Here is a 14,437-nt window from a genome sequence, read left to right on the forward strand (position 1 = left end):
TCACCCTACCCTCTCCCCCTCCTGAAGGCAGGAGGGGGAGAGGAAAGAGCAAAATCAGCCCAGCGCGCGCCGCATCATCTCGCTCTGGCGCCGGGCGAAGGCCACCGGGTCTTCGAGCGTTTCGCCCTGCAGGATGCGGGCCTGGTCGAGCATGAGCCAGGCGGCCTCGCCGAGCTCGTCGGCATTGCCCTTGGTCTTGAGCCGCTTGATCAGCGCCGCCACGAGATCGCATTGCGGATTGATCTCGAGCACGCGTTTGGCACCGGTGTCGAGCCGCTTATGCTGGCGCAGGAGCCGCTCCAGATTGATATCGAGATCGCCATCCTCGGCGACCAGGCAGGCGGCGCTCTCGGTCAAACGCTGCGAGGCGCGCACATCCTTGACCGCATCCTTGAGGGTGAGCTTGAAGAGCGCGATCAGCCCGTCCATGCCGTCGGGGGCCGGCGGGGTCGGCTTCTTGTCGGCATCGGCGCTCACGATCTTGTCGAGCTCGGCGCCGCCGCGCGTGACCGAGCGCAGCGGCTTTTCCTTGTAGGCGCCCACGGCCGGGACCCAGAACTCGTCGATCGGATCGGTCAGCAGCAGCACCTCGACATCGCGGGCCCGGAAGCCCTCGAGATGCGGGCTGCGGCTGGCGGCCTCGAGCGTCTCGCCGGTGATGTAGTAGATCGCCTCCTGGCCCGGCTTCATGCGGCCGAGATAGTCGGCGAGCGAGACCAGCTTGTCCGAGGCGGTGGAGCGGAAGCGCGCCAGCGACAAGAGCGCATCGCCCTGGTCGTTCTGCTCATAGAGCCCTTCCTTCAGGACCGCGCCGAACTGGTTCCAGAAATCCGCGTAGGAATCGGGCTCGTCCTTGGCGCGCTTCTCGAGCTCGCCCAGCACGCGCTTGGTGATGCCGGTCCGCATCTTCGCCAGCACCGGATTATGCTGCAGCATCTCGCGGCTGATATTGAGCGGCAGGTCCGAGGAATCGACCACGCCGCGCAGGAAGCGCAAGTAAGGCGGCACCAGTTCGTCGCAGGAATCGGTGATGAAGACGCGCTTCACATAGAGCTTGAGGCGGTTCTTGCGGTCGGGATCGAACAGATCGAACGGCCGCGTCGACGGCACGAACAGCAGCCCCGCATATTCGAGCACGCCCTCGACCTTGAAATGCAGCGTCATCCAGGGCTTGTCGAAGGCATGCGCGCTGTGGCGATAGAACTCGGCATAGCCCTGCTCGGTGATCTCCGATTTGGACTTCATCCAGAGCGCCGAGGCCTCGTTGACGCGCTCCTCCTTGCCGCCCTCCTTCGTACCATCGGCGGCGAGGAAGATCGGCAGCGGGATATGGTCGGAATATTTGGTGACGATCTTCTTCAGCCGGTCGCGCTCGAGAAATTCCTTGGCGTCGGCCTTGAGATGCAGGATCACGTCGCTGCCGCGCTTGTCGCGCTCGGCCGCAACGACCTCGAACTCGCCCTTGCCGTCGGAGCGCCAGCGCCAGGCTTCGGTCTCGCCGGCCTTGCGGCTCACCACCTCGACCTGGTCGGCGACCATGAAGGCGGCATAGAAGCCGACGCCGAACTGGCCGATCAGCGCCAGGTCCTTGGAGGCGTCGCCGGTTGCCTGCTTGAGGAAGGCGGCGGTCCCGGAGCGCGCGATCGTGCCCAGATTCTCGACCAGGTCCTCGCGGTTCATGCCGATCCCGTTGTCGGCGATGGTGAGGGTGCCGGCCTGGGCATCGGCGCGGATCACCACCTTGAGCTCGGGATCGCCCGCGATCAGGTCGGGATGGGTCAGCGACAGATAGCGGAGCTTGTCGCAGGCGTCGGCCGCGTTCGAGATCAGCTCGCGCAGGAAAACGGCGCGCTCGCTATAGAGCGAATGGGCGACGATCTCGAGCAGCCGCCCGACCTCGGCCTGAAATCCGTGACGGCTTTCGGGGCTGGATTTGGTCTCTTGATTGGTCATGGTCATTCCTAGGCTATTCCCGGGCCAATTCCCAAGCGATCCCTGATTGTCCGGCCTGCACCCCTGACGGCTTTCCGGGCGGGCTGGCTTTGACGGCGGGAGATATGTGATATCCCTAGGAAGCCATCAAGAGGCTGATCTGCGTCCTTTGCGCACCGGCAGGCCGGGGTGCCTCGCAAATCCGGCCTCCGTCCCGCGACCCGACCCGAAGATCCTTGGATTTCCCGAGCTATGCCGGCATCACCACCGCCCGATCACGGCCCTGACGGAGGCCGGCCCCTCGGCCCCTCGGCACCGGAACCGGTCGCGGGCGGCAGCCTGATCGAGCTGGTCGAGCGGCTGGAGCGCGAGCTCGCCGATCTCAAATCCCAGGAACGCGCCGCCCTCAACGAGGCCTTGCGCCTGCGCGAGCAGCTGCGCCGGCTGAGCAGCGCCCGGCTGGTGCGGCTCGAGCAAAAGCTGCAGCGGCTGATGCGCAGCGTCTGGCGCCGCCTGCGGCGCGACGGTCTCTTTTCCCGGCGGCTGGCGGAAGAAAAGAAGCTCGTCGAGGCGTCGGGCCTGTTCGACACGCGTTACTACTTGCGCGCCTATCCCGACGTGGCGGCGGCCGAAACCGATCCGATCGCGCATTATCTGCGCTTCGGTGCCAAGGAAGGACGCAACCCCAGCACCGCCTTCTCGACGTTGGCCTACGGCGTCGCCTATCCGGATGTCGCCAGCAGCGGGATGAACCCGCTGGTCCATTACATCCTCATCGGCAAGGCCGAAGGGCGCTCGGCGCTGAAGCCCGCCAACCCGCCGCGCGGCGGCGGCGATGCCGCGACGGCCCTGGCTTCGGTCCTGCCCGCCGCGAGCGACCGGCCGCCCTTCGCGGTTCCGGCGTCGACGCGCAACCAGCCCCGCATCGCGGTGGTGCTGCATCTCTTCTATCTCGATCTCTGGCCCGAGATCGGCCGCCGGCTCGGCGCCATCGACGAGCCCTTCGACCTGATCGTCTCGGTGCCGGCCGAGCGGCGCGACGAAGCGGCGGCGACAATCCAGGCCGACATGCCCTCGGCGCAAATACTGGGTGTCGAGAATCGCGGGCGCGATATCGGTCCCTTCCTGGAGCTCCTGGGGTCGGGCCGGCTCGACCGCTACGACTATCTCTGCAAGATCCACGGCAAAAAGAGCCCGCATCGCGACGACGGCAATGAATGGCGGCGCGATCTGCTGGGCGATCTGCTGGGCAGCGCGGATGCCACGCGCCATCTCATCGCCTGGTTCGACGCTCATCCCGAGGCGGGGCTGGTCGGTCCGTCGGGCCTGCGCATCGCGGGCGAGGGCCATCGCTGGGGCAGCAACGAAGCGCAAGTCCGGGCGATGGCGAAACGCGCCGGCATCGGCGAACACGAGATCCGCGTCGATTTCTTCGCCGGCTCGATGTTCTGGTGCCGGACCGCGGCGCTGGCACCGCTGAAAGCGCTCAAGCTCGCGCTGGCCGATTTCGAGCCGGAGCAGAATCAGATCGACGGCACGCTGGCCCATGCGATCGAGCGGCTGTTCCTGGTGGCCGCCGGTCATGCGGGCTTTGCCGCGAGCGAAACCCCGGCGGTTCGGGAGGCGACGCTGCCAGCCGCGCCGCTGCATAACCGGCTGACCATGGATGGCGGTCGCATCGTCAAGACGATCGCGTTCTATCTGCCGCAGTTCCATCCGATCGCGGAGAACGATCAATGGTGGGGACGCGGCTTCACCGAATGGAACAATGTCGCGCGCGCGCGGCCGATGTATGAGGGCCATCTGCAGCCGAGGCTGCCGGCGGATTTCGGCTTCTACGATCTGCGCATGCCGTCGGTGCGGGATGCCCAGGCAAAGCTCGCCTCGGCCTACGGCATCCATGGCTTCTGCTATCATTATTACTGGTTCCGCCGCCGGCGCCTGCTCGAGACGCCGATCATGGAGATGCTGCGCAGCGGCGAACCGGATTTCCCCTTCTGCATCTGCTGGGCGAACGAGAACTGGACGCGCCGGTGGGACGGGCTCGATCACGAGATCCTGGTCGAGCAGGATTACGGCCCCGGCTTCGCGCAGGCCTTCATCGACGAGATGATCCCCTTCCTGCGCGATCCCCGCTATATCCGCCATGAAGGCCGGCCGGTGCTGCTGATCTATCGCGCCAAGACCATTCCCGGCCTGCAGGCGGCGATCGCTCTCTGGCGTGAGGCTTGCCGGCGCGCCGGGATCGGCGAGATTCATCTCTGCGCCGTCAAATTCTGGGACGTGACCGAGGACCGGCTCGAGGGCTTCGATGCGCTGGTCGAGTTCCCGCCCCATCGCACCAATGTCGTCGAGCGGAAGGTCGAGGGGCTCAGCCCCGCCTTTCGCGGCAACATCTACGACTATGGCGCGGTGATCGATCAGGCGCTGTCCTTCAACCCCGCCGATCCGGAGTTTCTGGCGCGGCGCGGCCGGGTCCATCGCGGCCTGATGATGGGGTGGGACAACAGCGCGCGGCGCGGTCCCGGCGCCAACATCTTCGAGGGCGCGACCCCGGAACTGTTCGGCTTCTGGCTCTCGGGCGTGCTGGCGCAGGAGCGGCAGCGGGCCAACCCGGAATCGCTGATCTTCATCAACGCCTGGAACGAATGGGCCGAGGGCACCGTGCTGGAACCCGATTTCCGGCACGGGCGCGGCTATCTCGAGGCGACGCGCGAGGCCCTGGACAAGGCGGGCCGGATCCACTGGGGCCAAGCCTCCGACGGCGGCGATTGATCGCCAGGCCGATCATCTGTATTTTTTGTAATAATCCGCCGCGCCTGTCGCCTGCATCGATCCAGGGGGATTCCCGCATGGCTGCCGCCGGGCTTCGCATCGCATTGGCGATGGCCGCTTTTCTGCTGCTGGCGCCGTTCCCGGCGGGGGCCGACGACCCGATCCTGACCCAGGAGCAGCGTCAGGCCGAGCTCGACAAGCTCAACTGGATCTCGGCCGCCGGCCATTACCAGCTGACCCAGTCGCACAGCCATATCGACCTGCCCGACGGCTATTACCTGCTGCTCGGCGCGGATGCCGCCCGCTACGACACGCTCTCCAACGGCGTCGATGCCTCCGGCACCGAGGCGGTCGTCTTCAACAATGCCGACCACACCGCGGTCTATTTCGTTTTCTACGATAAAGGCTTCGTCAAGGATGACGACTGGTCGGAGGTCAATGCCGACGAATTCCTGAAGCAGATGCAGGAGCAGGAGCTCAAACGCAACAGCGACCGGGTCCGCCAGGGCGTCGACTACCTGCTCATCGACGGCTGGAAGGAAACGCCGCGTTACGACGGCGCCACCCACACGGCCTATTGGGCAACCTCGCTCAGCAATGCCATGAATCGCTGGATCAATGCGAGCGCCGTCCGGTTGGCCCGCAATGGCTATCACTATGTGATCTGGGTGGGCGACGAGTCCTCCTTCACCGGTTCCAGCAACAGCCTCGCCACCGTGATGGGCCTGCATGACTATGATGACGGCTATCGCTATGCCGACCATGTCGACGGCGACAAGCTCGCCGGCTTTGGCATCGGCGCGCTGGCCGCGTCGATCATGGGGGTGAAGTTCGGCCAGGGATTTCTGTGGGCGCTGCTGGGCGGGGTCCTCGTGTTCGGCAAGAAGATCCTGGCCGTGGTCGCCGTGATCCTGGGCGGGTTCGCGGCGTGGAAGGTCCGCGCGCGCCGCAAGGCGGCCGCTCTGTTGCCGCCCGCGGCACCCCCGCCGCCAAACCCTCCGGCCGCCACCCGCTAAACCGGCGCAAAACGCCCGGAAACCCGCGCCTGACCTTGCGATAACGGCGCCGCTTGCGAATCGGGGGCCGACACCCGATTCTCATGCCATGAGCGAATTCGCGGCCTCGCGCGTCACGGCGGTTCTCGGCCCCACCAACACGGGCAAGACCTACCTCGCGGTCGAGCGCATGCTGGGCCATCGCACCGGCATGATCGGCTTTCCGCTCCGCCTGCTGGCGCGCGAGAACTATGACCGCATCCGCAAGATCAAGGGCGACCATGCGGTGGCGTTGGTCACCGGCGAGGAGAAGATCGTCCCGCCGCGCGCCGCCTATTTCATCTGCACCGTCGAATCGATGCCGCTCGATCGGCCGACCGACTTCCTGGCGATCGACGAGGTCCAGCTCGCGGGCGATCCCGAACGTGGCCATGTCTTCACTGATCGTTTGCTCTCGGCGCGCGGCATCGAGGAGACGATGCTGCTGGGCTCCGACACCATCCGGCCGTTGATCCGCAAGCTGGTGCCCGAGGCCGAATATATCTCGCGGCCGCGCTTCTCGATCCTCTCCTATGCGGGCCCGAAGAAGCTGACGCGCCTGCCGCCGCGCAGTGCCGTGGTCGCCTTCTCGATCGCCGAGGTCTATGCGATCGCGGAGCTGGTGCGCCGCCAGCGGGGCGGCACCGCGGTCGTGATGGGGGCACTCAGCCCGCGCACGCGCAACGCCCAGGTCGAGCTGTTCCAATCGGGCGCCGTCGATTTCCTGGTCGCGACCGATGCGATCGGCATGGGCCTCAACATGGATCTCGATCATGTCGCCTTCGCGCGGCTGGTGAAGTTCGACGGACGGGGCCCGCGCCGCCTGACCGCGGCCGAGATCGCGCAGATCGCGGGCCGCGCCGGCCGGCATATGAGCGACGGCACCTTCGGCACGACGGCGGAAGCGGGAGTGATCGAGCCCGAGATCGTCGAGGCGGTGGAGAACCATCGCTTCGATCCGTTGAAGGCGCTGCAATGGCGCAACGCGTCGCTCGATTTCCGCAGCCTCGGTTTCCTGCTGAAGAGCCTCGAGGCGCCGCCGCCCGAGCCCTGCCTGCTGCGCACGCGCGATGCCGACGATCATCAGTCGTTGCTGGCCTTGTCGCGCGAGCCGGAGATCGAGGGGCTCGCACGATCGAGCGCGCGCATCCGGCTCCTCTGGGAGGTCTGCCAGATCCCGGATTTCCGCAAGATCCTCTCCGACGCGCATACGCGTCTCCTGGGGCAGATCTATCATCATCTGACCGGCCCGACCGAGACGCTGCCGCCGGACTGGGTGGCCGAGCAGATCCAGCGCATCGATCGCGTTGATGGCGATATCGACCTGCTGACCCAGCGCATCGCCCATATCCGCACCTGGACCTACATCGCGCACCGCGCCGACTGGCTGGCCGATCCCGCCCATTGGCAGGAACGCACGCGCGCGATCGAGGACCGGCTCTCCGACGCGCTGCATCAATCGCTCACCAGCCGCTTCGTCGATCATCGTCACGCGGCCCTGGTGCGCCGCATGAAGGAGGGCGGCGAGCTGATGAGCGCCTTGACCCGCAGCGGCGAGGTGGTGGTCGAAGGCCATGTGGTGGGCAAGCTCGAAGGCTTCGAGTTCCATGCCGATGGCGGGCTCAAGGGCGACGAGGCCCGTCATCTCAACACCGCCGCCCGCCGCGCCCTGCTGCGCGAGATCCCGGGCCGGGTCAAACTTTTCGAGGCGGCGGAGGATGGCGAGTTCCGCCTGACCGACGATGGCCGCATCCTGTGGCAGGACCGCGCCGTCGCGCGGCTGGCCGCGGGCGAACGCGCGCTCAAGCCGCGGGTCGAGGTGTTTCCCAGCGACTATCTCGACGGCCCCCAGCGTGAGCGCGTTCGCCGTCGCCTGGTGACCTGGACCGAGCGGCTCATTCGCGCGCGGCTGGGCCCGCTGGTGGCGCTGGCCGAGGCCGACCTCAAGGGAGCGGCACGCGGCATCGCCTTTCAGCTGAGCGAGGCGCTGGGTCTGTTGCCGCGCCGGAAGGCCGAGACGGAGATCGCGGCCTTGACCGCCCTCGATCGCCAGGCCCTGTCCAAGCTCGGCATCGAGTTCGGCAATCAGAGCCTCTGGTATCGCGGCATCGGCAATGGCAAGAGCGCGCGCCTCGCGGCCCAGCTCTGGGCGGTTCGCCAGGAGCGGCCGATGCCGCCCTTGCCGGCGGGCCGGCCCTTGAGCTTCGTGCCGAGCGCCGATCAGCCCGAGGGATTCTGCCTCGCCTTCGGCTATTGCTCGCTGGCGGGGCTGGCGGTGCGCTCCGACGCGCTCGATCGCTTCGCGCGGCTCGCCCATCAACTCGGGCGGCAGGGCGCCTTCGTCGTGACTGAGCCGCTGCGCACCCTGGTCGCCTGCGATGAGACGGCCCTTCCGGCTCTGCTGCGGACGCTGGGCTATCGCCAGGGCGGCCAGGGCGGCGAGATGACGTTCCAGTCGAGAGGCCGGCCTCCGCGTCCAGGGCGGCCGCACGACGCCGCGCGGCCCGCGGCGGCATCACCCGTCGGGGGCATGCCGCCCGCGGCCAATGAGGATGTCCCGGCAGGCGACACATCGCCATCGAAGCCGGCCGCTTCTGCGAAGAAGCCGGAACGGCGCCGGCGCAAGCAGGGTCCCGGGCCGGTCGATCCGCATTCGCCCTTCGCCGCGCTGAGCTCGCTGCGCCGCCGCTTGCGTGCGGGACGCTGAGGCGAGCCCACGATGCAGGACCTGTCCGATCGCGACGTCGAAGCTGCGGGTCCCGGTGCCGTGGCGCTGCGTCTCGACAAATGGCTATGGCATGCCCGCTTCTGCAAAAGCCGCAGCTTGGCCACCAAGCTCTGTGTCGGCGGCCAGATCCGCCTGGCGCAGGCGGCGGCTTCCGGCGGACCCGCGCCCGCGTCGGTGCCCGAGGTCAGGCCCGGCACGCCCAGCCTGGTCGCCAAGGCCAGCCAGACGGTGCGGCCCGGCGACGTGCTGACCTTTCCGCTCGGCGGTCAGGTCCGTGTGATCCGCATCCTGGCGCTGGGGTTGCGCCGCGGGCCGGCGCCGGAAGCGCGGACGCTCTATCAGGATCTGACACCGCCCCAGGCAAGGCTGCGCCAGGAAGCGGGTCCTGGCGTTCGAGCCGCGGGCAGCGGGCGGCCCACCAAGCGCGACCGGCGCGCGCTCGATCGGCTCCAGGACGAGGACTCGTGATTGTCCCCTTGGAATCGCGGCAATTGACCGCAAAATCCTCAACTTGCCCAGGGTTGCGCGGGCTCCGAGGGCCGTGCTAGGCAAACCCGTGATCAGTCGTATCAAGGCATTGCTGGCGGGCCTGGACCCGAAGCAACCGGAGCACCATGACGATCTTGTCGTTGCGGTGACCATGTTGCTGGCCGAAGCGGCGCGCATGGACCAGCGCGTCGATCCGGCCGAACGGCAGGTGATCGAGTTGCGGTTGGCGCAGCGTTTCGGTTTGACCGCCGAGGCCGCCGCCGCGCATCTCGACCGCGCGCTCGCGTCGGCGGAGACGGGAAACCGCTTCTTCGCCTTCACGCAGCAGGTCAAGAACGGGATGACGCCCGAGGAACGGGTGAAGCTGGTCGAGATGCTGTGGGAAGTGGTTTATGCCGACGGCCGTCTCGATCCTTATGAGGATAACTTAATGCGGCGCGTTGCCGGCCTGCTCGACCTGTCCGACACGGAGAATGGCGCCGCGCGCAAGCGCGTCCTGGCGCGCACCTCCGCGGCGCAGGCCGAGAAGCAGGGTTCGGGCCCGATCGGGTCCGGCCGCGGCGTTCTCGCCACCGATCATTGAACGCAACTGGAGTCGCCTGAGATGACCTACGTCGTCACCGAAGCCTGCATCCGATGCAAATACATGGATTGCGTCGAGGTGTGCCCGGTGGACTGCTTTTATGCCGGCGAGAACATGCTCGTGATCCATCCGGACGAATGCATCGATTGCGGCGTCTGCGAGCCGGAATGTCCGGCCGATGCCATCCTGCCGGATACCGAGCAGGGGCTCGAGAAGTGGGTCGAGCTCAACCGTCAGTATGCAGAACAATGGCCGAACATCACCCGCAAGGGTGAGGCGCCGGCCGATGCGGACCAGTTCAAAGGCGTCGAGGGCAAGTTCGACAAATTTTTCAGCCCCGATCCCGATAAGGGATAAGGGATTGATTCCTCTGAAGATTGTGGAATGTTCGGAGGAGTGCTCCGGGCAGTTCTTGATTTGTGCTCGTGACTGCCACAGCCCTTGAGTTGAATCAAGGCCCAATTTCCGTTATATTTCCGAAAGATGGCGGTCGGCCTCCGGGTTCGGAGAGGCCCAGGCCCCTAGGCGGGTGTTCGCGGCACCCGGCCCCGTATCAATGATTGGGTGGTCGGAGCGCAGCGCCGCAATGCTGCGGCGGGCGCATGCGCTTGCCGCGGTTCGAGAGAGGAACAGGTAAAGACGATGTCCACGCGTACCAAACCGAAAGCAGCGTCGGCAAAGGCTTCGGCGGGCAAGACGGCAGCGAAGAGCGCCTCTGCCAAGGCCAAGCCCGTGGCGGCGAAGAAGAAACCCGTCGCGGCGAAACCCGCGCCCGTGAAAGCAACAGCACCCGTGAAGCCCAAGACCAAGGAAGCGCCGAAAGCCGCGGCCAAGCCGGCGGCGAGATCCGCGCATCCGGCTCATGCACCGGCAAAACCAACTCATACGGCAGCCAAGGCTGCGTCGACGCCGGCGAAACCTGCCGCACCGGTCGCGCCAGCCGCCGCGGTGAAGCCCGCCGCGGCTGCGAAGCCGACGGCTCAGTCCGCCGCGAAACCGACGGCGCCTGTGGCGCCCGCGAAATCGCCGCCGCCTGCAGCCCCCGCGAAGCCGATGATGGGCAAGCCCGTGCTGGTGAAGCCCGTTCCGCCCCGGCCGATGAAGACGCTGGAAGAGGTCACTTTCCGCGCGGGCGATCATGTGGTCTATCCGACCCATGGCGTCGGCAAGGTGCTCGGCATCGACAGCCAGGAGATTTCGGGTCACAGCCTGCAGGTCATCACGGTTCATTTCGAAAAAGACAGGATGACCCTGCGTGTGCCGGTGTCGAAGGCGCGCAATTCCGGTCTGCGTCGTCTCTCCAGCCGCAAGGTGATGGACACGGCGTTGCAGACCTTGAAGGGCCGCTCGCGCGTCAAGCGGACCATGTGGAGCCGGCGTGCGCAGGAATATGAGGCGAAGATCAACTCGGGCGATCCGGTCTCGATCGCCGAGGTGGTGCGCGACCTGCATCGCAATGCCGACCAGCCCGATCAGTCCTACAGCGAACGCCAGATCTATCAGGCGGCGCTCGATCGTCTGGTTCGCGAGCTCGCGGCCGTCGAGGATATCGACGAACAGTCGGCAACCCAGCGTCTCGAGCAGCTGCTGAAGGCTGCTTGAGCCTCCGCTGAAGCCTGCCTAAACTCGCCCGCGTTCGCTGCCAAGGCGAACGCGGGCGTCGTCATTTTTATGCCCGATTTGCGTCCGACCGTTCGCCATCGTCAACCGGTGCGACGGGGCGAAGGAGAAGCCGGGCCTTGAAAGCCAGCGAGAAATTCGCCGTTCTGAAAGCCGGCCGGCGGGTCTGGGCGGTTGCCTCGATCCATGGCGAGGCGGCGCGGTTGCGCCAGATTCACGAGGCGCTGACCGAGCGCTTCATGCCGGGCGACCGGCTGGCCTATCTTGGCAATTATCTGGGGCGTGGCGGACAGATCCGCGAGACGGTGGACGAGCTGCTGCGTTTTCGCCGCCGCCTGATCGCGGCCCCGCGCATGTTCGCCTCCGATGTCGCTTACTTGCGCGGCGGGCAGGAGGAGATGTGGCAGAAGCTGCTGCAGCTCCAGTTCGCGCCCAACCCGCGCGAGGTGTTGAGCTGGATGCTGCAGAACGGCGTCGAGGCGACCCTGATGGCCTATGGCGGCGATCCTCAGCAGGCGGCAGCCGCTGCCCGCGACGGTGCCGTCAGCATCACGCGCTGGACCAACCAGATGCGCAACGCGATGCAGGCGAGCCCCGGCCATTACGCGCTGATGAGTGCCTTGCGCCGCGCCGCCTATACCGCCGACGAGACGCTGCTCTTCGTCTCGGCCGGCATCGATCCCGAACGTCCCCTGTCGGCGCAGGCCGATGCGCTCTGGTGGGGCTCCTCCGCCTTCGTCCGGATGGAGCAGCCCTATGGCGGGTTCCGCCGCGTGGTGCGCGGCTATGACCGCGGCCATGGCGGCTTGAAGATCGACAGCTTCACCGCGACGGTCGATGGCGGCGCCGGCTTCGGCGGGCCGCTGCTCGCCGGTTGTTTCGATCATTCCGGCGAGCTGGTGGATATGATCGAGGCATAACCTCGTAATTTCGTGGTCGCGCTTGTCCCCGAGAGAAGGGACGGCGCCTGGAGCCTGATCGTCTCAAGTCGAATCGACTTGAGACGTGAATCAGTCTCCAGTTATTTGAATCAGAGCAAGATTCACGGATCAGCTTGGGGCAAGCTGATCCGACCTTGCTCTGGGAGAGACCTCGATGAGCCCTACCTTGACGACCCCAATCCTAACGGGCCAAGCCTTTCCGCATCTGTTCCAGCCGATCAAGGTCGGCGCCCGGACGCTCAAGCATCGGCTCAATTTCGGCGCCCATACCGCCAATATGAGCGAGGGCGGCCTGCCGATGGACCGGCATCTGGGCTATTACAGCGAACGCGCGCGCGGCGGGGCCGCGATGATCGTGGTCGAGCCGGTGCCGCCGCACCGCACCGGCGTGCTGACGCGCGGCAATTTCCGCCACAGCGACGACGCGGTCATCCCGCATTTCCGGCGCATCACCGACGCCTGCCACGAGTTCGGCACGGTGATGATCCAGCAGATCTATCATGTCGGCGCCCATGGCGACTGGGACAACTCGTTCGAGGCCAACTGGTCGCCCTCGGGGCTGCCGTCGATGCATGATTCCGACGGCAGCCACGCCGTCAGCGAAGCCGAGATCGAGGAGCTGGTCGAAGGCTTCGGCCAGGCGGCGCGGCGCGCCAAGGAAGCGGGCTTCGACGGCTGCGAGCTGATGGCGGCCTATAACGCGCTGATCGAGCAGTTCTGGTCGCCCTTCAGCAACCGGCGCGATGACCACTTCGGCGGCAGCTTCGAGAAGCGCATGGCGTTCTCGGCGGCCGTGCTCGAACGGATCCGGAAATATGCCGGGCCCGATTTCGTCATCGGCATGGCGATCAGCGTCGATCCCTCACGCCCCGACGTGCTCTCGGTCGCCGACCAGCAGGAGATCGCGGCCTGGCACGATGCGCGCGGGCTCTACGATTACATTACCATCGGCACCGGCAGCTATTTCGACCATACGCGGATCATCCCGGCCTTCCTCTATGAGGACAAGCTGGGACCGCCCTTCGCCGAGGCGATCAAGCAGGCGGTCAAGACGGTCAAGGTCCAGGCCGAGAGCCATATCCGCACGCCCGAGAATGCCGATTATGTCGTGGCCTCCGGCCAAGCGGACATGATCTCGATCGTGCGCGGCCAGATCGCCGATCCGCATCTCGCCAACAAGGCGCGTGAGGGACGGGCCTCCGATATCCGCGGCTGCATCTCCTGCAATCAGATGTGCTGGGGCCGGCGCTCGCGCGATTACTGGATCTCCTGCCTGATCAATCCCTCCGCCGGCCGTGAATTCCAGTGGGGCGGCGACCGCTTCACGCCCACCGCCAAGCCGCGGCGGATCCTGGTGGTGGGCGGCGGGCCGGCCGGTCTCGAGGCCGCGCGCGCCTCGGCCGAGCGCGGCCATCGCGTCACGCTGGTCGAAGCCTCCGACAAGCTCGGTGGACAGTTTCGTCTCGCGGGGCTGCAGCCGCGCCGCGCGCAGATCCTCGATCTCATCGGCTGGTATGAGGGCCAGCTCGAGAAGCTGCAGGTCGAGGTCCGGCTCAACAGTCCGATCGACGAGGACGAGATCAAGGGCTTCGGCGCCGACGCGGTAGTGCTCGCCACCGGTTCGCAGCCGGCGCGCAACGGCTATCAGCGCGCACTGCCGACGGTCGAGCGCCTGCCCGGTATCGATCGACCCAACGTGTTCTCGGTCGAGGATGTGATGGGTCGCGCGGCAAGGCTGGGCCAGCGGGTGTTGCTGCTCGACGACAGCGGCAATTGGCGCGGCGCCGGCACCGCCTGGGCGATGGCCGAGCAGGGCCATCACGTCACGATGCTGACGCCGGATTCGATGGTGGGCCGCGAGATCCTGCGCACGGGTAGCGAGTTCCCCATGCGCAAGCGCTTGCGGAGCCTGGGCGTCGAGTTCATCACCGACGCCGCGGTCGGCGAATGGCATGGCGATGGCGCCACGATCCTCGATCTGCTTGCCGGCAGCTCGAAGCATCTGGCCTTCGACACGCTGGTGCTGGCGACAGCGAATGTCTCCGAGAATACCTTGGCCCAGGCGCTCGAAGGCTCGGGCCTCGAGCATCATGCGATCGGCGACGGACTCTCGCCCCGTCACGCCGCCGCCGCGATCTATGAGGGCCGCAAGCTGGCGCTGGCGTTGTAGACTCTTATCCCCTCTCACTTCGCCCCTTTCAGCACACGGGGACGATTCGATCCATATACAAGAGGGCACTTGCTCTGCGCGCACCGCACCCCTTACCCCCCATTGCTTCGCAATGGGCCCCGCCCTCTCCCCACAGGGTGCAGGGCTGTCCGGGGAATGAGTCGA

At 66.7% G+C, this 14,437-nt stretch carries 10 protein-coding genes; 9 read left to right on the forward strand and 1 reads right to left on the reverse strand.

The genetic code is table 11. The features are described from left to right. Nucleotides 1-54: 54 nt before the first annotated feature. Complete coding sequence (htpG, locus tag ACREE8_RS18290) at nucleotides 55-1,953, reverse strand: molecular chaperone HtpG (protein WP_431574439.1); 1,899 nt, start codon at nucleotides 1,951-1,953, stop codon at nucleotides 55-57. A 231-nt stretch (nucleotides 1,954-2,184) separates the two neighbouring features. Here htpG and ACREE8_RS18295 point away from each other — a divergent pair, with 231 nt between their 5' ends. The 9 genes from ACREE8_RS18295 to ACREE8_RS18335 all read left to right on the forward strand — a co-directional run bounded on the left by ACREE8_RS18295 (nucleotide 2,185) and on the right by ACREE8_RS18335 (nucleotide 14,272). Continuing rightward, nucleotides 2,185-4,707 (forward strand): glycoside hydrolase family 99-like domain-containing protein, encoded by a 2,523-nt coding sequence (locus ACREE8_RS18295; RefSeq protein WP_431574440.1) that lies wholly within the window; start codon nucleotides 2,185-2,187, stop codon nucleotides 4,705-4,707. Nucleotides 4,708-4,784: 77 nt separating this feature from the next. Beyond that, complete coding sequence (locus ACREE8_RS18300; protein ID WP_431574441.1) at nucleotides 4,785-5,723, forward strand: DUF2167 domain-containing protein; 939 nt, start codon at nucleotides 4,785-4,787, stop codon at nucleotides 5,721-5,723. An 88-nt stretch (nucleotides 5,724-5,811) separates the two neighbouring features. After that, nucleotides 5,812-8,448 carry a helicase-related protein gene (locus tag ACREE8_RS18305; RefSeq protein WP_431574442.1) on the forward strand — a complete coding sequence of 879 codons (2,637 nt, stop codon included), beginning with the start codon at nucleotides 5,812-5,814 and terminating at the stop codon, nucleotides 8,446-8,448. 12 nt (nucleotides 8,449-8,460) lie between these two features. After that, nucleotides 8,461-8,937, forward strand: a complete 477-nt coding sequence (locus ACREE8_RS18310) for an RNA-binding S4 domain-containing protein (RefSeq protein ID WP_431574443.1) — start codon at nucleotides 8,461-8,463, stop codon at nucleotides 8,935-8,937. Nucleotides 8,938-9,025: 88 nt separating this feature from the next. Beyond that, a complete protein-coding gene (locus tag ACREE8_RS18315) occupies nucleotides 9,026-9,541 on the forward strand; it encodes a TerB family tellurite resistance protein (RefSeq protein WP_431574444.1) in 516 nt (171 codons plus the stop codon). 21 nt (nucleotides 9,542-9,562) lie between these two features. After that, nucleotides 9,563-9,898, forward strand: coding sequence for a ferredoxin FdxA (gene fdxA, locus ACREE8_RS18320; RefSeq protein WP_431574445.1), 336 nt, complete (start codon nucleotides 9,563-9,565; stop codon nucleotides 9,896-9,898). 741 nt (nucleotides 9,899-10,639) lie between these two features. Then, nucleotides 10,640-11,143, forward strand: a complete 504-nt coding sequence (locus tag ACREE8_RS18325) for a CarD family transcriptional regulator (protein WP_431574448.1) — start codon at nucleotides 10,640-10,642, stop codon at nucleotides 11,141-11,143. Between the two features lie 137 nt (nucleotides 11,144-11,280). Then, a complete protein-coding gene (locus ACREE8_RS18330; protein ID WP_431574446.1) occupies nucleotides 11,281-12,081 on the forward strand; it encodes a hypothetical protein in 801 nt (266 codons plus the stop codon). A gap of 175 nt (nucleotides 12,082-12,256) precedes the next feature. Next, entirely contained in the window at nucleotides 12,257-14,272 is a 2,016-nt protein-coding gene (locus ACREE8_RS18335) for an FAD-dependent oxidoreductase (protein ID WP_431574447.1), read from the forward strand. Nucleotides 14,273-14,437: the final 165 nt, after the last annotated feature.

This window comes from Hypericibacter sp. (assembly GCF_050729195.1).
In the GTDB taxonomy this organism is placed as follows: domain Bacteria; phylum Pseudomonadota; class Alphaproteobacteria; order Dongiales; family Dongiaceae; genus Hypericibacter.

Bases quoted from the DNA above. Each gene is read 5' to 3' on its own strand.
- htpG (WP_431574439.1), bottom strand. From the start codon at position 1,953: ATGACCAATCAAGAGACCAAATCCAGCCCCGAAAGCCGTCACGGATTT.
- ACREE8_RS18295 (WP_431574440.1), top strand. From the start codon at position 2,185: ATGCCGGCATCACCACCGCCCGATCACGGCCCTGACGGAGGCCGGCCC.
- ACREE8_RS18300 (WP_431574441.1), top strand. From the start codon at position 4,785: ATGGCTGCCGCCGGGCTTCGCATCGCATTGGCGATGGCCGCTTTTCTG.
- ACREE8_RS18305 (WP_431574442.1), top strand. From the start codon at position 5,812: ATGAGCGAATTCGCGGCCTCGCGCGTCACGGCGGTTCTCGGCCCCACC.
- ACREE8_RS18310 (WP_431574443.1), top strand. From the start codon at position 8,461: ATGCAGGACCTGTCCGATCGCGACGTCGAAGCTGCGGGTCCCGGTGCC.
- fdxA (WP_431574445.1), top strand. From the start codon at position 9,563: ATGACCTACGTCGTCACCGAAGCCTGCATCCGATGCAAATACATGGAT.
- ACREE8_RS18325 (WP_431574448.1), top strand. From the start codon at position 10,640: ATGAAGACGCTGGAAGAGGTCACTTTCCGCGCGGGCGATCATGTGGTC.
- ACREE8_RS18335 (WP_431574447.1), top strand. From the start codon at position 12,257: ATGAGCCCTACCTTGACGACCCCAATCCTAACGGGCCAAGCCTTTCCG.